This window comes from Dickeya oryzae (genome assembly GCF_009372235.1).
Taxonomy (GTDB): domain Bacteria; phylum Pseudomonadota; class Gammaproteobacteria; order Enterobacterales; family Enterobacteriaceae; genus Dickeya; species Dickeya oryzae.
The window spans coordinates 1,157,898-1,176,696 of sequence record NZ_ML762920.1 but is presented as its reverse complement, the minus strand read 5'-3'; the positions used below and the strand labels follow the sequence as shown (position 1 = coordinate 1,176,696).

15 protein-coding genes and 1 rRNA gene are annotated in these 18,799 nt (G+C 53.8%); 3 read left to right on the top strand and 13 right to left on the bottom strand.

What is annotated here, in order from left to right; genetic code table 11:
• Positions 1–79 (top strand): 5S ribosomal RNA (rrf, locus tag FAZ14_RS20520); the annotation flags it as partial.
• Positions 80–397: 318 nt separating this feature from the next.
• The gene (locus tag FAZ14_RS05245; RefSeq protein WP_016941668.1) at positions 398–1,696 is read left to right on the top strand and encodes an MFS transporter; all 1,299 of its coding nucleotides are present in this window, start codon (positions 398–400) and stop codon (positions 1,694–1,696) included.
• A gap of 161 nt (positions 1,697–1,857) precedes the next feature.
• Here FAZ14_RS05245 and pssA read toward each other — a convergent pair whose 3' ends face one another.
• The 4 genes from pssA to trxC all read right to left on the bottom strand — a co-directional run bounded on the left by pssA (position 1,858) and on the right by trxC (position 7,312).
• The gene (gene pssA / locus FAZ14_RS05240; RefSeq protein WP_420890243.1) at positions 1,858–3,165 is read right to left on the bottom strand and encodes a CDP-diacylglycerol--serine O-phosphatidyltransferase; all 1,308 of its coding nucleotides are present in this window, start codon (positions 3,163–3,165) and stop codon (positions 1,858–1,860) included.
• Positions 3,166–3,366: 201 nt separating this feature from the next.
• Complete coding sequence (locus tag FAZ14_RS05235; protein WP_153508144.1) at positions 3,367–6,033, bottom strand: bifunctional acetate--CoA ligase family protein/GNAT family N-acetyltransferase; 2,667 nt, start codon at positions 6,031–6,033, stop codon at positions 3,367–3,369.
• Positions 6,034–6,066: 33 nt separating this feature from the next.
• Entirely contained in the window at positions 6,067–6,783 is a 717-nt protein-coding gene (locus FAZ14_RS05230; protein WP_016941671.1) for a tRNA-uridine aminocarboxypropyltransferase, read from the bottom strand.
• A 103-nt stretch (positions 6,784–6,886) separates the two neighbouring features.
• Positions 6,887–7,312, bottom strand: a complete 426-nt coding sequence (trxC, locus tag FAZ14_RS05225) for a thioredoxin TrxC (protein ID WP_016941672.1) — start codon at positions 7,310–7,312, stop codon at positions 6,887–6,889.
• Between the two features lie 242 nt (positions 7,313–7,554).
• Here trxC and FAZ14_RS05220 point away from each other — a divergent pair, with 242 nt between their 5' ends.
• The gene (locus FAZ14_RS05220) at positions 7,555–8,670 is read left to right on the top strand and encodes a tRNA/rRNA methyltransferase (RefSeq protein ID WP_016941673.1); all 1,116 of its coding nucleotides are present in this window, start codon (positions 7,555–7,557) and stop codon (positions 8,668–8,670) included.
• Between the two features lie 93 nt (positions 8,671–8,763).
• Here FAZ14_RS05220 and emrB read toward each other — a convergent pair whose 3' ends face one another.
• The 9 genes from emrB to proV all read right to left on the bottom strand — a co-directional run bounded on the left by emrB (position 8,764) and on the right by proV (position 18,601).
• Complete coding sequence (gene emrB / locus FAZ14_RS05215; protein WP_016941674.1) at positions 8,764–10,296, bottom strand: multidrug efflux MFS transporter permease subunit EmrB; 1,533 nt, start codon at positions 10,294–10,296, stop codon at positions 8,764–8,766.
• An 18-nt stretch (positions 10,297–10,314) separates the two neighbouring features.
• Complete coding sequence (emrA, locus tag FAZ14_RS05210; protein WP_016941675.1) at positions 10,315–11,490, bottom strand: multidrug efflux MFS transporter periplasmic adaptor subunit EmrA; 1,176 nt, start codon at positions 11,488–11,490, stop codon at positions 10,315–10,317.
• Between the two features lie 171 nt (positions 11,491–11,661).
• A complete protein-coding gene (gene mprA / locus FAZ14_RS05205; RefSeq protein WP_016941676.1) occupies positions 11,662–12,174 on the bottom strand; it encodes a transcriptional repressor MprA in 513 nt (170 codons plus the stop codon).
• Between the two features lie 174 nt (positions 12,175–12,348).
• Positions 12,349–12,690 (bottom strand): L-valine transporter subunit YgaH, encoded by a 342-nt coding sequence (gene ygaH, locus FAZ14_RS05200; protein WP_016941677.1) that lies wholly within the window; start codon positions 12,688–12,690, stop codon positions 12,349–12,351.
• The gene (locus FAZ14_RS05195) at positions 12,687–13,451 is read right to left on the bottom strand and encodes an AzlC family ABC transporter permease (RefSeq protein WP_016941678.1); all 765 of its coding nucleotides are present in this window, start codon (positions 13,449–13,451) and stop codon (positions 12,687–12,689) included. Before FAZ14_RS05195 ends, ygaH begins: the two co-directional genes overlap by 4 nt.
• Before the next feature lie 79 nt (positions 13,452–13,530).
• Positions 13,531–14,733 (bottom strand): MFS transporter, encoded by a 1,203-nt coding sequence (locus tag FAZ14_RS05190; protein ID WP_016941679.1) that lies wholly within the window; start codon positions 14,731–14,733, stop codon positions 13,531–13,533.
• A gap of 310 nt (positions 14,734–15,043) precedes the next feature.
• Positions 15,044–16,054 carry a glycine betaine/L-proline ABC transporter substrate-binding protein ProX gene (gene proX, locus FAZ14_RS05185; protein WP_016941680.1) on the bottom strand — a complete coding sequence of 337 codons (1,011 nt, stop codon included), beginning with the start codon at positions 16,052–16,054 and terminating at the stop codon, positions 15,044–15,046.
• 161 nt (positions 16,055–16,215) lie between these two features.
• Entirely contained in the window at positions 16,216–17,406 is a 1,191-nt protein-coding gene (proW, locus tag FAZ14_RS05180) for a glycine betaine/L-proline ABC transporter permease ProW (protein WP_153508143.1), read from the bottom strand.
• The gene (proV, locus tag FAZ14_RS05175; protein ID WP_016941683.1) at positions 17,399–18,601 is read right to left on the bottom strand and encodes a glycine betaine/L-proline ABC transporter ATP-binding protein ProV; all 1,203 of its coding nucleotides are present in this window, start codon (positions 18,599–18,601) and stop codon (positions 17,399–17,401) included. The genes proW and proV overlap by 8 nt, the downstream gene beginning before the upstream one ends.
• Positions 18,602–18,799: the final 198 nt, after the last annotated feature.

Below are 18,799 nucleotides of genomic sequence, written 5' to 3'. Positions count from 1 at the left end.
TGCCGAACTCAGAAGTGAAACGCCGTAGCGCCGATGGTAGTGTGGGGTCTCCCCATGCGAGAGTAGGGAACTGCCAGACATCAAACAAAGCAAAAGGCCCGTTCGAAAGAGCGGGCCTTTTGCTTTATTCGTTATTTGTCATCGGTTGTTTGTCGACTTTCGTTCCCGAAAGCAAGATCCATGGATCGGTATTTTGTGGATCCTTTTCGTTTACTCTCTGTGTATCACGTATTTAGCCTACTTCAGCCATGTAGTTGGATATAACGATCACATCCTTTTTCCGGCTTAAATAATTACATGAGCTGATTAGTCTTTGCCTGAATCCTCAAGCCTGTTTTATTGTGTCTGCTATATATAAAAGAATAATGAAATAACAGACAGAAAGGGTGAATCATATATGGTGAATACAATAAAGCCACAGGATGGAATAATGGTCAGTAGCACGCGTCAACGCATTTGGGCAATTGTCGGCGCATCCTCGGGTAATTTGGTTGAGTGGTTTGATTTTTACGTCTATTCGTTTTGTTCTCTTTATTTTGCCCATATCTTCTTCCCAACCGGTAATACGACTACGCAGCTGTTACAAACTGCTGGTGTCTTTGCTGCCGGATTTCTGATGCGCCCCATCGGTGGTTGGTTGTTTGGCTACATCGCTGATAAATACGGTCGTAAAAAGTCGATGCTGATATCGGTGTGCATGATGTGTCTGGGATCGTTGGTGATTGCCTGCTTACCCGGTTATGCCTCGATTGGGGTGTGGGCACCATTATTACTGCTGATAGCGCGTTTATTTCAAGGGCTATCAGTGGGGGGGGAATACGGGACCAGCGCGACTTACATGAGTGAAGTGGCGCTGGAAGGGCGTAAGGGATTTTATGCATCTTTCCAGTATGTTACGCTGATTGGTGGCCAATTGCTGGCGTTACTGGTGGTGGTTATCCTGCAACATCTGCTTTCTGACGTGGAGTTGCGCACATGGGGATGGCGTATCCCCTTTGCTCTGGGAGCGGCGTTGGCGGTGGTGGCACTGTTTTTGCGTCGTTCACTCAATGAAACATCAAATAGCGAAACCCGTGCACGTAAAGATGCCGGATCGCTGCGTGGACTGTGGCACAACCGCAAGGCGTTTATCATGGTGTTGGGGTTTACTGCGGGCGGCTCGCTGAGCTTTTATACCTACACGACTTACATGCAGAAATATCTGGTGAATACCGCCGGAATGAATGCCAAGTCGGCCAGCGGATTGATGACACTGGCACTGTTTGTCTTCATGTTACTGCAACCGTTGTTCGGTGCACTGTCTGATAAAATTGGTCGCCGTAGTTCCATGCTGCTTTTTGGGTCGCTATCGGCATTATTGACGGTACCGATTCTGTCTACTTTGCAGGGGGTGACCAACCCGGTTATTGCCTTCTCTCTGGTTATGCTGGCGTTGGTGATAGTGAGCTTTTATACCTCTATCAGTGGTATTTTGAAGGCAGAAATGTTTCCTCCAGAGGTCAGGGCGCTGGGGGTCGGGTTATCTTACGCTGTAGCGAATGCCCTGTTTGGCGGTTCTGCTGAGTATGTCGCTTTATCGCTGAAGTCGCTGGGGGCGGAGGAGTCCTTCTTTTGGTATGTATCATTAATGGGAGCATTGGCGTTTCTGGTATCGCTGGGGTTACACCATAAAGGGAAAGGCGAAAAGCTCTCATGATGTGCCAGTATCTACTATAAACAGTAGCCGACTGCAGTGTCGGCTACGCACCAGCCGCAATGTTTCCTGCTTTTAGTGAGTCTCAGTCAGACGAGGGTGAATTAAACGGATACATGAAGCGCCATTCCGGAGTGGTGAACGTCCCGGAATGGCGGGAAGTGCTACAGAATTCGACTAATCAGGCGGTCAATACGGATTCGGCGCAAGCGACGGATGAGTTTGCGTGCTTTTAGCGGATATTGTGCAATGCTCTGCAACTGCTGATAGTGCGTGATGACCTGGGTATGAGCACGAATGCATTCCAGCTCCTGCTGACGCTGTGCTTGCAACACCTGTTCCGGGTCATGAATCAGGATGGCGTTTTCCAGATCCAGCCGCCAGGCACGAGGATTGAGGTTATTGCCCGTCAGTAATTGCCAATGATCATCTACCCACATGCCTTTAAGGTGGAAACTGTTGTCTCCATCCTTCCACAGGCGAACCACTAACTGGTTGCTATCGATATATTTCTGCAGGCGGCTCAGGAAGCGACGTAGGTTGATTTCATACAGGTAAGGTAGCGCACCGATAATCCGAAACGGTTGGTCTTCCGGGATGAAAAAGTCGTTTGCCGTTTTATCGCCAATAATAATCTCAATCTGTTTGCCGTCACGTAGCAGGCGAATAATGTTGCGCACCAGCAAGGCGGGTAGATTGAAATACGGCGTACACATCACCAGATGCTGATCGGTGCAGTACATCAAATGGTGGATGGTCTGATTCAGTGGGCTTTGTTTACCCAGCCCAACCAGCGGTGTGACCGTCAACCGATTGTTGTTGTCGCCGACTCCCGGTAGCAGATACGTTGCCGAACGCAGCGACTGACGGAACTGACGGATATCATTTTTAATGTCGATGGTTTTGGGACGAGAAGAGGTGTCCAGCCGTTGTACGGCAGATGACACCAGCAGGTCTTGTACATAACGCGCCATGACATCAGCCAGTACCGGGTTATGAATTAACTGATAACGGTCATATCGGTACTTTTCATGCTGATGGAGATAGACATCATTCAGACTGGCACCGCTATAGAGTACGGTGTCATCGATAATAAACCCTTTCAGGTGCAAGACACCCAATGCCTCACGGGTATTGACCGGAATGCCATAAATCGGGAAAGCGGCGTCATCGTATCGCTGCGCCATCTCGTAGTACCAGTCGGCGTTTGTGCTATCTGCCGCGACACCGATACGACCGCGTTGAGCACGATGCCAGTCGACCAGTACATTGATCTCCAGTTCCGGGCATTGACGTTTGGCTTGATAGAGTGCAGACAAAATACCTTCGCCGCCATCATCGTGTTCCAGATACAAGGCCACCAGATAGATGCGTTTCCTGGCCTGCAGAATCAGCTCTGTCAGCGTAGCACGGAAATGCGCTGGGCTGTGAAGCGTCTGGACGTCATCGGCAGACTGGGGAATTTTAGGCAATTGTGCAAGGTGTTGTTGATATTTAGTCCGCTTTAATTTTGACAACATCACAGTGCGATTCTTCTCTCATCGTGGGACAACCACATGGTCATGAAATACATGTTAAGGCATAGCCGAATCGGGCGATGATACCACTACTTGGCAGGCGTGTGAGCAAGTTTTACTGCCGGTAGCGAGATCTCAGCCACATCTACGTACGGGTTATGGCTGCACAGGCGTACCCAACGGCAGTTCCAGTGTGACAATGCCGTCTTCCAGTTGTACGTCAACGTTAAAGCCCAGTTTCTTCGCCAGAGAGACCATTCCCTGATTATTCGGCATTGTAATCCCGCTAAGGCGATTGAGTCCGTGCAGGCTGGCGTAGTGGATCAATTTCTCCAGTAGCCTTCTGCCTAACCCCAGTCCTTTCAGATCAGAACGCACCAGTACCGCGAATTCTGCGCTGATGTTGTCAGGGTCGGCAATCGCGCGTGTGACCCCGATAATTTCCGGCTCACCGGTGATATCAGCCCGGACAGCAATAAACGCCATTTCACGATCGTAGTCAATCTGGGTCATATTGGCTAAATCTTCATGGGTAAATTCATTGATTTCACTGAAATAGCGGTAGTACAGATCTTCACGCGTCACTTTGCCGATAAAATGAGCCAGCAGCGGTTCGTCTTCAGGAAGAATAGGGCGGAACAGGCAGGATGAGCCATCCTTGAGCAAAACAGTCTCTTCCAGTTCCTGTGGATACGGACGAATCGATAAGCGCGATTGTGAGTCGCCGCTGAAGGGGGCCAAATGTAAGGTCACATCCAGCAACGTAAACTCCTCGCCGGAAGCCAGCAGTGGGTGAATATCCAGACGCACAATCTCTGGGCAATCCAGAATCAGGTTGGAAACCTGCACCAGTAACCGGCTGAAGGCGGCGATATCTAATGGCTTGAGGGCATTTTGGCTACGGATCTTACCGCTTTTTAATGCCTGAACGATCAGGTAGCGCGCCAGTGCCATGTTCAGCGGCGGCAAGGCTACTGCTGCTTGTGTTTCCCGGTTCCATTCCGTACCGCCTTCTCCCAGCATAATGATCGGGCCGAAGATAGCATCCTGCTCGACGGCGATGCGTAGCTCCAGCGCACCGGTGCGGTTGGCCATGCCCTGCACCAGCAAACCGTGAACGCGTGCCTGTGGGGTGGTATGCCTGACCCGTTCCAACATCGCTTCTGCCGCCAGTTGTACCTCCTGGGCATTTTGCAGATACAGCATAACGCCCTGAATTTCCGACTTGTGGGGAATATCTGGCGAGCGCAGTTTAAGCGCCACGGGATAGCCAATTTTTTCCGCGATGTACACCGCCTCAGTGCTATCGCTGGCAATCCAGGTCGGCAGCGTATTCAGGCCGTAGGCCTGCAGAATCGGCTGCACTTCATGGGTATCGAGCCGGGTGGCACCTTCCTGCAACGCCTGACTGATCAACTGGTGTGCCTGTGCGGTATTGGCGGTGAGGTCGGAAGGCAGCGCTGGGGTTTCTTTTAGCTGCTTCTGGTTGCGGCGGTATTCAACGATATGCATGAATGCTGTGACCGAACCTTCCGGCGTTCGATAGGTTGGGATTCCTGCCTCGTTGAACAGACGACGCGCTTCTTGCGAGGAGAACTCGCCGCACCAGTTGGTCAGCAATGTAATACGCTTGCCGCGTGGGTGTTGCTGCAACAACTGAATCAGGCTTTCCGCGCTTTCCGTCCCGGGAGCGGCGGCGCTGGGGGCATGAATGATCAGCAGAGCATCATAATCGTCGCTATCGAGTAGTGCCGACAGCGTAGCCTGATAGCGTTGTGGGGTCGCGTCATCGCGCAAATCGAGCGGATTGCCGATAGTGACATCGTCAGGCAATACGGCGCGTAACGCCTGTTGCGTTGCTTCACTTAATTTTGCCAGTTTGCCCTGGCGTGCAATCAACTGGTCCAGCGCCTGGGCGGCAGGGGAAGCGCCATTGCTGACAATCAGCAAGCGCTCACCACGCAACGGGCGCAAGTGACTGAGGGTTTCCACTGCCGAAAACAGTTCGTGGGTGTCTTGCACCCGTAGCAGCCCGGCACGCTGGATAGCGGCGTCATAGGCGGCATCCAGCCCATGCTGGCCGTCATACAGCAGTTGCTGCGCCTGTTGGCTGCGACCACTTTTGATAACCAGAATCGGTTTATTACGAGAAGCACTGCGTGCGGCAGAAAGAAAACGTCTGGCGTCGCTGATGTGCTCCAGATGCAGCAAAATGGCGCTGGTTTTACCGTCTCGCGCCAGAAAATCCAGCAGGTCATCAACGTCAATATCCAGGCTGTCACCCAGTGCGATAAAGTAAGAGAAGCCAATGCCGCGTTGTTGCGCCCAGTCCAGTATGGTATTGGAGACCGCCGCCGACTGGGAAATAAACGCCAGTTTGCCTTTTAAAATCGGTACTGGTGAAAAGCTGGCGTTAAGCCCCTGCCAGGGGGCTAACAGCCCGAGGCTATTCGGGCCTAACAGGCGCATCGCGTAGCGGGCGGCACAGCTTTTCAACTCGGTGAATTGCGATGGCGGAGCGGAAAGCACGATGACGGTTTTACAGCCTCGTTGTCCCAACGCCTCCAGCAGCGATAGATTACGATCAGCACGTGTGCAGATAACCGCAAGGTCAGGCGTCATTGGCAGGCTTGCGACGTCGCGGTACGCCAGAACACCGCACACTGCCTTGTATTTAGGCGTTACCGGCAGCACCGGCCCGTTGAATCCGCCATCAAGCAGATTGCGCATCATCAGAAAACCCGCCCGTCCCGGTTTTTCCGATGCCCCGAGCACCGCGATTGAACGCGGTCGCAGCAGTGCTTCTAATCCACGTTGGCTCATCAGTTACTCCTGTTGGAATACACCTGATTGATCTTAAACGTCAGTTGCTGATTTTGCTGTGACAGTAGATGAAATTTTCTTTTTCGCATGATGGGCTTTGCCTGCCAGATAGTGGCGGCGAAAACGATCAAAATGCGCGCCCAGCGCGTTGGCGGCATCGTGGTCACCGGCCTGACGCAACAAGGCGATGGCGATTTCCGCTGTGCAGTGTTGTCCGTCGCTACTGGCTTCCCGCAGTTGATAACAGGATAACGCGTCCACGCTGAGCGACAGGATCGGTAATGAATCGAGGTACGGGCTTTTGCGGAACATCTTGCGCGCTTCTGGCCAGGTGCCGTCGAGCATCACAAACAATGGTGGTTTGCCACTGTCGGGTAACTGATGACAAACCTGACGCCCTTCTTCGTCGGCGTCAGCCAGAAATACCAGCCAGGGTTGATAGTCTGGGGTTTGCAATGCATCAAGCAAGGCCGGGTCAGGTTCGGTGCGAGACCACAAGAAGGCATCTGTTTGCGGCAGAATGTCGGCAATCAGACGACCGGTATTACTGGGTTTTAGCGGTTCAGTATCGAACATGACCAGACAGAAACGACTGCGAGCGGTGCTGGGTGAGAGGGTATCGCACAGACAGTGAATTTCCGGCAGCAGACAACGCTGGCAGCGCGTCACGCGACAACCGCGGGCGCGAAATGGGCGTGTGGAGAGAGCAAGGCGTTGCTGGCGCAGACGCAGAACAGCGTTACCGGTCATGATTTTCCGTTAAAAGCGTCATTCTAAACGACCGGGCTGCTGACCAAAAGCCCCGTGTGGTAAACGGGGCGATTGTTGGTGATGATGCGGGGTCAGGGCGTACTTAGAGCGATTCGTTAAGCCAGCTCTCAAAAGGGGCTTTAGGCATCGCGCCGCTAAGCATATCGACCATTTTCCCTTGCTTGAAGAGCATGATAGTCGGGATACTGCGGATACGAAAACGGGCGCTCAGAGCCGGTTCTGCCTCAGTGTTCACTTTCACAAAGCGGATCTTGTCGGCATTTTCGTCGGCGACGCTTTCAAATACGGGTGCAAAGTTGACGCACGGGCCGCACCAGGGGGCCCAGAAGTCCACCACCACCGGCAGATCGTCCTGTAGTAATTTATCCAGTGTCTTTTCCGTGGCGTTGATCACCTCCCCATTAAACAAGGGATGACCGCAACGACCGCATTTGGCGCTCTGGTTTTCATTAATACGTTCTTCTGGCAGTCGATTTGTGGCGTTGCAGAATGCACATACCGTATTCATAAACGGGCCTCTGATAGAAAAAGGGCTGTAATCAAGTGTATTGTTGATGAAGATGCGTCCATCTGGCGCAAAAGGCTCAACAACTGTGGTGCGAAAACAGGATAAGTATGGATAGCCTGTGGAACACCAACAAGGCGTTTTACCCAATAGTTACAATAGTTAGTGACTTTTATGATCGGGCTGGTGGCTAACCTGGTGTACATAGGGTAATCTTCGCGCCCAGCGCGTAGGTGGAGAAGATCATGAGCGATACATTGAGTGGAAAGGGCGGCAAAGTCCGTGTCATGTACGTCCGTAGCGAGGATGGCGACGAGAAAAGCAAGCCAAAACGGACATCGGATAAGCGTCGTGGTGACGGAGATAGCCATCGTAGCGACAGCAACCGTGGTGCTCGTAAAGGGCGTGATGGTGCGCCGCGTGGTGGACGCGATCGGGATAATAAAGACAGCGCCGGGCGTGGCGGAAAATGGCGTGGTGAGTCAGCAGGGCGTGAGCGTCCGGTTCGAAGTGAATCGCCTGACTATGCTGATTCTCCATGGAAAACGGTATCGCGTGCGCCAGGAGAAACGCCGGATCACGGCGGAATTAGCGGTAAGAGCCAGGTCGACCCAGAGCAGATCCGCCGTCAGCGTGCGGAAGAAACCCGGGTTTACGGCGAAAATGCTTGTCAGGCTCTGTTCTTAAGCCGCCCGGAAGCCATTGTGCGTGGCTGGTTTTTACAAGAAGTTACACCGCGTTTTCGTGATGCATTGCGCTGGATGGCGGCTAACCGCAAGGCTTATCACGTGGTGGAAGACGAAGAACTTGTTCGTGCATCCGGTACGGAACATCACGGTGGCGTGTGTTTTCTGATCAAGAAACGCCGTGGTCTGGATGTTGCGGCTTACCTGCGTGAGGCGGGGGACACTGACTGTGTGCTGGCGCTGGAAGATGTGGGTAATCCACATAATCTGGGCGGGATCATGCGTAGTTGCGCGCACTTTGGTGTGAAAGGCGTGCTGGTCAATGATGCATCGCAGTTGGAGTCTGGTGCTGCGGTGCGTACTGCAGAAGGCGGTGCTGAGCACGTGAAAGCAATCAGTGCCGAGGGTCTGGTTGATGCGCTGGCGCAGTTCCGTGCTGCGGGTTACACCATCGTGACGACGTCCAGCCATAAGGGCACAACTTTATCGAAAGTCTCGCTGCCCGCGAAGACGGTGATCGTGCTGGGTCAGGAAGGCGATGGCTTGTCAGACAGTGCCTGGCAGCAGGGCGATGTCAAAGTGTCGATTAATGGCACCGGCAATGTGGAAAGCCTGAATATCTCGGTGGCTACCGGGATCCTGCTGGCAGAATGGTGGCGGCAGCATCACGGCTAAGTGATGTTTGGTTCGCCGATTGAGTGAATAAAAGAAGGTGGCTAAGCCACCTTCTTTTATTCCATTTTTGATTCAGTGTCGTGCGGCATCCGATCAGTGCGCACCACCTGCTGAGTGGCTGCCAAATGGGGGTTTAGCGAACCATACCAGTATAATCAGCACGACAAATACTCCCGCCGACAGCCAGAAGATTTCGTTGGCACCAATAATCAGCCCTTGTGCGGTAACTTGCTGTGCCAGATAGCTGGATACCTGCTGTTGGCTCATTCCCATGGCTTCCAGTTGTTGGTAGGTTTGCTGTGCCAGCGGATTGTAAGGATTGATCGCTTCAGCCAACTGTGCGTGATGCAACGCTTCCCGACGTCCCCACAGTGTTGTAGTGATTGACGTGCCGATAGAACCCGCCAGTGTACGGGTGAAGTTAAACAAGCTGGATGCGGCCGCCATTCGTTCCGGTGGTAGACCAGAGAGCGTGATAGTGGTTAACGGCATAAAAAAGCAAGCAACGGCAAATCCTTGTACGAACTGCGGCCAGGCGGAAGCACCGAAATCCATGGCAGGTTCGAAGGTGTAAGCCCGCCAGTAGAAACAGATCGCATACATGATGAAACTGAATGTCACCAGACGACGCATATCCAGCTTATGCATGAATTTGCCGATGATCGGCGAAAGGATGACTGGCATCAGCCCCACGGGGGCGGATGCCAGCCCAGCCCAGGTAGCGGTATAGCCAAATACCACCTGTAATAACTGCGGTAACAGTACAATAGCACCAAAATAGAGCATGAATGCCAGACTGGTACACAGGCACCCGATAGTGAAGTTCCGCATTTTAAACAACGACAGGTCAACCACTGGATGCTCGTCAGTGAGTTCCCACACCACCAGTATCGTTAGTGATACGACGGCAACGACCGTCAACGTCACGATCTCCGTCGAGTTAAACCAGTCCAGCTCTTTCCCGCGGTCCAGCATCATCTGCAGACTGCCGATACCGGCTGCCAGTAAAACCAACCCGACTGTATCAATTGGGCGGATCTCGGTTTTGGTCTCTCGCCCACGTAAGGTTTGCAGGGTAATCAACACGACGATAATACCCAGCGGTACGTTGATAAAGAAGATCCATCCCCAGTGGTAGTTATCACTGATCCAGCCGCCAAGGATCGGGCCAAAGATCGGGGCGACAACCACCGTCATTGACCACAGAGCTAGGGCGATACCGCGTTTGGCTGGCGGGTAGTTGTTCAGCAACAGGCTTTGGGACAATGGAATAATCGGGCCTGCGACCAGCCCTTGCAACATACGAGAAACGATCAACATTTCGAGGCTGGTGGATACGCCGCACAGCCACGACGTGAGGGTAAACAGGATCGTGGCCCAGATAAACAGGCGCACCTCACCGACACGTTTTGCCAGCCAGCCGGTGATGGGGATGGAGATGGCGTTCGCCACCCCGAAAGATGTGATGACCCAGGTACCCTGTGAGTTCGACGCCCCCAAATTCCCGGCGATAGTCGGGATAGCGACGTTGGCAATGGTTGAATCCAGCACCTGCATGAACGTTGCCAGCGATAGGGCTAACGTCATCAGAGCCAGCGGCATGCCCTCAAGCGGTTTTTTTGTCACGCTGCTCTCCTTCTGAGATTAGCCCGCGTTAGCGCTGATGATCTGATCGATCATCTGGTTGACTGGTGCCAGGTCGAGATCCAGTGCGTCACTCTGGTAGGCCGGTGTTGTGCGGCTTGCGTCGGAAAGCACTCTACCATCGGTATTCGCGGTATCCACACTCACCAACATCGACAAACCAATGCGCAACGGGTTATCAGCCAGCTGTTTCGGGTCTAACTCGATCCTGACTGGTAAACGCTGTACGACTTTGATCCAGTTACCGGTGGCATTCTGGGCAGGCAGCAGTGAGAACGCACTACCGGTTCCCATATCCAGACCGACCACTTTGCCTTTGTACACCACGTTATCGCCGTAAAGATCACTGGTGACGGTTGCAGGCTGGCCAATGCGCATATTGGCTAACTGGGTTTCCTTAAAGTTCGCGTCAACCCACAGCGGCGCTGCCGGTACGACTGCCATCAGGGACGATGACGGGGTAATGCGAGCACCCAACTGTACGCTGCGGCGAGACACGTAACCATCAACAGGGCTGACGATATGCGTGCGTTTCAGCGCCAGCCAGGCGTTACGCAGGTCAGTTGCGGCTTGTGCGATAGCTGGTTGCTGCTCCAACGGCGTGTTGAGTACCAGCGCCTGGGCGGCGGCATATTGCTGTTTAGTGGCTTCCAGCGAGGCTTTGGCGCTGGAGACCTGATCACGGGCATGTTGCAAATCTTCCCGTCCGATAGCATTCGCCCGCCCCAGCGCTTCACGGCGGTTCAAGTCACTGATGGCTTGAGCCAGCGTAATCTGTTGCAACTCGATATTAGCTTTATACTGACGGACGTTGATCATCTGCTGATGAACCTGACGCACGCTGTTCGCCAGCGTGGTCTGCGCCCGCTCAAAGGCCTGCTCGGAATCGGTTGGGTCAAGCTCAATCAGAACATCACCTTTTTTAACGAAGTCAGTGTTATCGACATTGACTCGTGTGACGCTACCGTTGACCTGCGACATAATTTGAACCTGGTTGCCGGCGACATAGGCGTCATCGGTTTCCTGATGGTGCCGTAATACCAGATACCAATAAGCGAACCACACACAGCCAATAAAGAAAAACAGGATCATCAGTAGGGTGAGAATTCCTTTACGCGTTTTTCTGGGTTTTGATGGCACGGTAGGTGGACTCTGCTTTTCCACGTTGGCACTCATAATGCTCTCCTGATTAAATTTCTTTTTTTCGGCCTTTCATGGCCTTTGATTGCCGTTCATGGCGGTATTATTGCGATGGTGATTTTTTTTGAAACGCACGACACCATCTGCAAACCCTGGGGTTTGCATAGCAACGATGATGATGGTCTCTGTCAGGAATAGAGACGGGGGTTAGAAACCGTCCTGCTCCATGTCGTCAAGACGCAGTAACAATTTACGCATCAGCACTTCCAACTGATCTCTCTCACTGTCTTCAAGGGCAGAGCAGAGCGTATGCAGGCTGCGGTGCTGAGGCGGCAGCAATTCGTCCAGAAAGGCTTTGCCTTTCTCGGTCATGTACAGGTACAGACACCGGCGATCACTGTCGCTTTCGCGGCGCTCGATCCAGCCACGTTTTTCCAGTTCATCCGCGATGCGGGTGGCATTGGTACGCGAAGAGCCTAGCGCAGCACTCAACTCAGAAGGCTGGATACAGTAGTTTTCCTGTGATTCCAGCGTAATCAGCGCCATGAACAGGGTCTCGTTGATGTCCTGCTCTTTCAGCATGTGATTGCGGTGTTCCAGTATTTTAGTTTGCATATGCATGAACAAACGCAGCAGCAAGACCTCCCGGTAAGGGAAATCCGGGCGGCGTGATGCCCGCATACGCAGCATGTCTTCGATTGGAGCGAACGAACTTTCCATAGATGTCAACCTCATTAATCACAACCTGCATAGTAACGAATGTTACTAATTAGGTAAATGCGAGAGACTTGTCGATTAGTGCTTATTTTATCACTGCTCGAACGGTGTGCAGGTGAGGCGGTCTGTCGCCGCCTGATTTTTGCTGATAAAGGGCACGATATGAGCCGGTGATACTCAGGCTATTGTCTGAACCCATTTAAATACGATGCCATAGCATAGCGCACCCAGCAGTGTCGACAGCACGATACTGCGGGTTTTGTAAAAACAAAGTGTTAGCAGGGCAAAACCGACCAGTGTCGGTAACTGTCTTTCCGGGTACTGCATGACGTCCGGCAGGGTAGAAACTACCAGCAGGGCGCAAATGGAGGCAATACCGATACTGTCGAGTAACAGGGCGGTTTTGCCTCGCCGCAAATGACCTGAAGCCCGGCCAGCTCCCAGTCGTAACGGCAGGTACCGGAATAGGAAATTAACGGTTCCCACCAGCAGACCAATCAATAATACTGATGTATTCATGGTGTCTCTTCTTTTAATTGTGCTGGTTGGTACAGTGATGCCAGGCATCCGCCGACAATACCGACCAGAATGGCGGCAGGAATAGACGATACCAGTAACCCCAGGCTGGCACCGCCTAGCGCGGTGGCGACCACCAGACTCTGACGACGCTTGAACGACGCAAGCAGGAAGCTCAAAAACAGGGCCGGTAGCATGAAGGATAACGCTGCCTCAACCGCAGGGTATTCGTTTAGCGGGCCGTTGCCGAAGAGGGCACCGAGTATTGTGCCTGCGACCCACGACAGCCAGGCGCTTATCGCCACGCCCAGCATCCATGATTCACTCCAGCGCCGGTTATCCCGTGACAATCGCACTGTGGCGGCCGCAAACACTTCGTCGGTGAGTCCAAATGCCCACCAGACGGTCTTGCCAGTGGGGAGGCGTTGCCGGATGCGGTGACGTAATGACGGGCCGTACAAGACATGGCGCACGTCCATCGCCATGACAGTCAGTGCTGCTACCCATATAGACGCCCCTGCACTCAGTAGCGCTGTGATGACAAACTGGCTTGCGCCAGCGTAGATGACGCAGGAAAGAAAAATGGCTTCCAGCGGCGTGAAACCCAGTTTGACCGCGTTCAGACCAAACGCAAACGCGACCGGCACGTAGCCGATGACAATCGGCAGGCTGTCAAACAGGCCTCTGACAAACGAGGCCTCGGTGGCGGTGTGTTCAGGCGAGTGTTCATCAGTCACAGTATTCACAGTATTGAGATTATCCACGGGTTGAAAGCATAGACTCATTGAAAAATAACATCATTGACGTAAAGCAGTGCCAGCAATGGTTCTGGCTGAGCTGTATCTAGCCTGCTTCGGGTAACGATGATTCGTGATGATGGCTGCGCCACCACACCAGTAATCCTAGTAAGCTCAGCACCCCTCCGGCGCCCGATACCCCCAACCAGCCGAAATGCTGGTAGGCGTAGGCAGAGATCAGCGAACCGAGTGCGCCACCGATAAAATAGCTGGTCATGTACCCGGCGGTGAGACGATTACGTGCCTCTGGGTGCATACGGTAAATCACACTCTGATTGGTGACGTGGGTTCCCTGAGCCGCCATATCCAGTACCACGATGCCGATGAGCAATGGCACTACGGCAGTGACGCCTGCGGCAATCGGCAACCATGACAGCACCAGCATCAACCAGCCGACAGTGGTGGTGAGCTTGGCTTTGCCTTTATCAGCCAGTCGGCCTGCCCGACTGGCGGACAGTGCGCCTGCGGCACCTGCCAGACCAAAAAGGCCGATAATACCTTCGCTATAGTGATAAGGACTAGCCGCCAGCAGAAATGCCATAGACGTCCACATGATGCTGAAGTTGGAAAATGAAATCGCACCCAGTATCGCGCGGGTACGCAGTACACGGGAACGACCGAACAGCTGGAAGATGGATGCCAGCAGTTGCAGGTAATTCAGAGCGGTGGCGGAGTGATACTGTGGCAGTAACCGCCACATCAGTAGCGCCATCCCGGTCATTAACGCGCTGGCGACCCAATACACTGTACGCCAGTCCCCCAGCGAAGCCAGTGCGCCAGCCAGTGTTCTTGCCAGCAGGATCCCCAGCAACAGGCCGCTCATGATAGTCCCAACGACCTTACCCCGGTTTTCCGGTGAGGCCAGTGTCGCGGCCAGCGGCACCAGAATTTGTGCGACCACCGAAAACAGCCCGGTAATCGCGGTACCTGCCACCATCAGCCATAGCGAGGGTGCAGACGCTGTGATCAGCATTCCACCTGCGGCCAGCAGTGTCATGATGACAATTAAGCTGCGGCGTTCGAATCGGTCGCCCAACGGCACCAGAAACATCAGGCCGCAGGCATAGCCCAACTGGGCGGCGGTCACGATAAAACCGGCCTGATTGACCGATAAACGAAAGGCATGGGCGATAGCATCCAGCAAAGGTTGGGCATAATAGTTGCTGGCGACCGCCAGGCCGGTGGCGGCGGACATTAATAACGTCATTGCCGGACTCAGGCCGACGGGCTTGGTAGAAGATACAGACATGGGGAGTGTTAACTTGATGTTGCATGAAGTAATGGTTCAGTATTGAACAGTCACACCTGAGAATCCAGCAATTTGTCTTATAAATTTCCCTGAGAATAATAAGGTGTTTTATCAGCCTTTCTTGGAAGGTCCGATGATATTTGGCTACCTGGGATGTGAAAGGTAGCAGGATGGCGAGTGGGGAAAGTGGCGCGCATTGGGGGGGCGGTGAAAGAGCAGAGGATACCGGGGCGGGTATCCTCTGGGTGCCAGGTTCTCTGAGCACTAAGTTCTCTGAGCAATAAGTTCTCTGGGCGCTAAACGGGGTGACTTACTGCGCGGCAGCGCGGGCCGAATTAATCCAACCGTCAAACTGTGCCTGATGTGCGTTAATCCAGCCGTTGACGTGGCGCTCGATATCTTCCTGAGAGGCTTCACCCTGATGCATCCGCAGGTTTTGGGCGTTAATGTCGGCCAGTGGTAACGTCATGATGGCGAACAGTTTTGCCGCTGCCGGGTTTTTCTGCGCCCACGACTTATTGGCGACAATGCGCATATTATTGACGGGGAAGCCATAATTCGCGCCGTTAGGCAGTTTGGTATCGGTATCTTTTTGTTTGCCCGGCAACGATGAGAACGGTACCTGCAACCAGACAACGTCGCGCCCCGGCACCAGTACGTCACTCACCCAATACGGCGTCCAGGTGAAATACAGAATCGGTTTCCCCTGTTTGTAGCGGGCGATGGTGTCGGCGATCAGCGCTGCGTAGTTGCCCTGATTGTGATTGACGGTTCCACTCAGTCCATAGGCCTGAATCTGGTGATTAATCACGCGTTCGCAGCCCCAGCCGGGGTTACAGCCGGTCAGGTCCGCTTTGCCGTCGCCATTGGTGTCGAACAGTGTGGCCAGTTTCGGATCTTTTAGCTGATCAAGACGGGTAATGTGGTACTGGTCGGCAGTTTTTTTATCGATCAGATACCCTTGCGCCGCACCTGCAACGTAGGTTCCCTGACGGTAGAAGGCGGTGTCGCCTCCGGCGGCTTGATACATGCCGTCGTGCAGCGGTTGCCAGTTGACGGCGGTAAAGGTGGCGTCGCCGTTGGCGATCGAGGTGTAACCGACGTTGTAATCGACTTCACTGGGTTTATCGACGGTATAGCCCAGTTTTTCCAGTGCTTTACTGACCAACAGTGTCTGGAAGGTCTCTTCAGAGAGTGTGCTTTGCACCGGTTTAACGGTGATGCCTTTGCCGGGAAGGTTATCGGCGGCAAACAGGCTGGTACTGAGTACCGTCGTCACGGCAAGCGTTGCCATACCGGTGACGAAGCGACGTGTACGCATACGGATGGTCCTCATGTGGATATTCTTCATGTGGATAGTTTTCATGTGGATAGTCCTCATGTTGTCATTCAATACAGGGTCTGGTGCGCGCGGGCGCTGATAGCCGTGTGTGCGGCGGGCCGATGCCAGCCGCAATGTCAGACGTTATCGTCCGAATGGGGTCAGGCCCGAGGGGCGATGAAGGGGCGAAGCAATAGCCCTAGCGGCCCACGGTGGGACCAGTGGCGGTTGCCACGACTGCGGGCATCCTGCCCCAGTGATTGGGTCAGCCGGTCGAGTATGATGGCCAGTATTACGATGCCGACCCCGCCGATGGATGCTAACCCCATGTCGAGACGGCCAATGCCGCGCAGTACCATTTGCCCCAGCCCACCGACGGCGATCATCGATGCGATCACCACCATGGAGAGCGCCAGCATCAGTGTCTGGTTGATACCCGCCATAATGGTGGGCATCGCCAGCGGCAACTGGACTTTAAACAGCATTTGGCGCGGGCTGGCACCGAAGGATTGCGCTGCCTCGACCAAATCAGCCGGTACCTGACGGATACCAAGCAGGGTCAGACGGACAATCGGCGGCAGGGCGAAAATAATGGTGACCACAACGCCCGGCACATTACCAATGCCAAACAGCATCACTATCGGTACCAGATAAACGAACGCGGGTGTGGTCTGCATTGCATCCAGCAGGGGCCGAACAACACGAGCCGCCCTGTCGCTGTGCGCCAGCCAGATGCCCAGTGGTAACCCGATGATGATGCAGAAGAACAAGGCGGTCAGTACCAGTGCCAGCGTCACCATCGCCTGCGACCAGGCTCCAATAGCGCCTATGGCGATGAGCGACAGCAGTGTCGCTACCCCCATGCCGAAGCTGGCGATCTGCCAGGCCAGCAGTGAGAACACCAGAATGGCGATGGGCGCGGGCACACTGATCAGTAGTTGCTGGAAACCGGTCAGGATCACATCCACCGGTACCCGAATCCCCTGAAACAGCGGTCGAAAATGCAGTACCAGCCAGTTGATACCTTCTGTCACCCAGCGATCGAGCGGGATCCAGGTATGTTGGAACGGGTCCATCAGGTTAATGTGTTCCTGCGCCGGTGCTGGGGTGTTCAGCCAGTCGCTGGCATTCTGATGTACATCGCTGGCAGCAGGTGGCGGAGCCGTATTCCAGGGATCGGCGCTGGTATCCGGTGCGGTGGAATTACCCGCTGATGAAGCGTCTGCTGGCTGGGATGCCGCCACCCAAGGGTCGGTCGAGGCCGGGTGGCTCGGTGTATGTGGCGTGGCCGTATTGGCCACTGCATCGGGTGTTTGGGTTTCTTCCAGTGAATCGTGCGTGGTATCAGCCATTGAGCGTGTTCTCCTTATCCAGTGCCTGCAGCAACATCCCTTTCGAGATAATGCCAAGGTATTCATGGTGTTCACCGACAACCGGTACCGCGCAGGGGGCTTGTGCCACCTGAGATATCAGCTCGTTAAGCGGCATATCCGCCGGAACCGGTACTGGCGCCGACAGCAAGGCCTGCTCCAGTGACAACTGCTCACGCAGTGCCTGCTTGAGTGAATCAATGGAGACTACACCGATAAATTGGCGGCCCCGCTCCAGCACATAGCCATACTCACGATCCTCCTCTTGCAGAATCTTCAACGCTGATCGCGGGCCGACGCCCGGCGTTTTACGGATGATCGTCACCGGACGACGACGGGCGATATCTTTGGCGCTGAATACCTGACTGATATCCACGCCTCGAAAGAAGGTGCGTACATAGTCGTTCGCTGGGTTATTGAGAATTTCATCCGGTGTGCCAACCTGAATCACTTCGCCGCTGTGCATGATGGCGATGCGATCGCCGATGCGCATTGCCTCATCCAAATCGTGTGAGATGAACACGATCGTGCGTTGCTGACGAGCCTGTAACTTAATCAGCTCATCTTGCATCTCGGTACGGATCAACGGGTCGAGGGCAGAAAACGCTTCGTCCATCAGCAGGATATCGGGGTCATTCGCTAACGCTCGGGCCAGGCCGACACGCTGACGCATCCCGCCGGAGAGTTCGTCCGGATAGGCATTGGCGTAAGCCTCCAGACCGACCTGTTGCAGGGCGTTATGCGCTTTTTGCTCGCGCTCTTCACGCGGAACCCCGGCGAGATCCAGGCCGAATGCGGTGTTGTCGAGAATATTCAGATGTGGCATCAGTGCGAAAGACTGAAACACCATGCTGAGTTTCTTGCGACGTACTGCACGCAATGCGCTATCCGGCAGGCGGGAAATATCCTCGCCATCGATCAGCACCTGGCCACGAGTGGGTTCAATCAGGCGATTGAGAAGGCGTACCAGAGTGGATTTACCGGAACCGGATAATCCCATGATCACAAAAATCTCGCCTTCTTCAATGGCCAGACTGGCGTCTTTTACGCCAACCGTCAGACCGGTTTTCTCAAATATCTGGTCTTTGTTCATCCCTTGTTCCAGCAGTTTGAATGCCCGATTGGGATGCTCGCCAAATATTTTATACAGATGTTTTATTTCAATTTTAATTGCCATGTAATTAAGGGGTTCCTGTATGGTTTGATTTTCTTATTTCTGCCTCATGGTGAGCGACACTTTTTATACCCTAACCAGAAATGAATGGTATGACAACCCTTTGGTTATACGTTGTGTGATGCCATGGTTCACGATGTCGCTATTTTATCGTTAATGTCTTACTGATTTTTTAGGCTTTATTGCTTCACATGGATGTCT

Bases quoted from the DNA above. Each gene is read 5' to 3' on its own strand.
- proW (WP_153508143.1), bottom strand. From the start codon at position 17,406: ATGGCTGATACCACGCACGATTCACTGGAAGAAACCCAAACACCCGAT.
- ygaH (WP_016941677.1), bottom strand. From the start codon at position 12,690: ATGAATACATCAGTATTATTGATTGGTCTGCTGGTGGGAACCGTTAAT.
- emrA (WP_016941675.1), bottom strand. From the start codon at position 11,490: ATGAGTGCCAACGTGGAAAAGCAGAGTCCACCTACCGTGCCATCAAAA.
- mprA (WP_016941676.1), bottom strand. From the start codon at position 12,174: ATGGAAAGTTCGTTCGCTCCAATCGAAGACATGCTGCGTATGCGGGCA.
- FAZ14_RS05220 (WP_016941673.1), top strand. From the start codon at position 7,555: ATGAGCGATACATTGAGTGGAAAGGGCGGCAAAGTCCGTGTCATGTAC.
- FAZ14_RS05190 (WP_016941679.1), bottom strand. From the start codon at position 14,733: ATGTCTGTATCTTCTACCAAGCCCGTCGGCCTGAGTCCGGCAATGACG.
- FAZ14_RS05235 (WP_153508144.1), bottom strand. From the start codon at position 6,033: ATGAGCCAACGTGGATTAGAAGCACTGCTGCGACCGCGTTCAATCGCG.
- trxC (WP_016941672.1), bottom strand. From the start codon at position 7,312: ATGAATACGGTATGTGCATTCTGCAACGCCACAAATCGACTGCCAGAA.
- FAZ14_RS05230 (WP_016941671.1), bottom strand. From the start codon at position 6,783: ATGACCGGTAACGCTGTTCTGCGTCTGCGCCAGCAACGCCTTGCTCTC.
- proV (WP_016941683.1), bottom strand. From the start codon at position 18,601: ATGGCAATTAAAATTGAAATAAAACATCTGTATAAAATATTTGGCGAG.
- proX (WP_016941680.1), bottom strand. From the start codon at position 16,054: ATGCGTACACGTCGCTTCGTCACCGGTATGGCAACGCTTGCCGTGACG.
- FAZ14_RS05245 (WP_016941668.1), top strand. From the start codon at position 398: ATGGTGAATACAATAAAGCCACAGGATGGAATAATGGTCAGTAGCACG.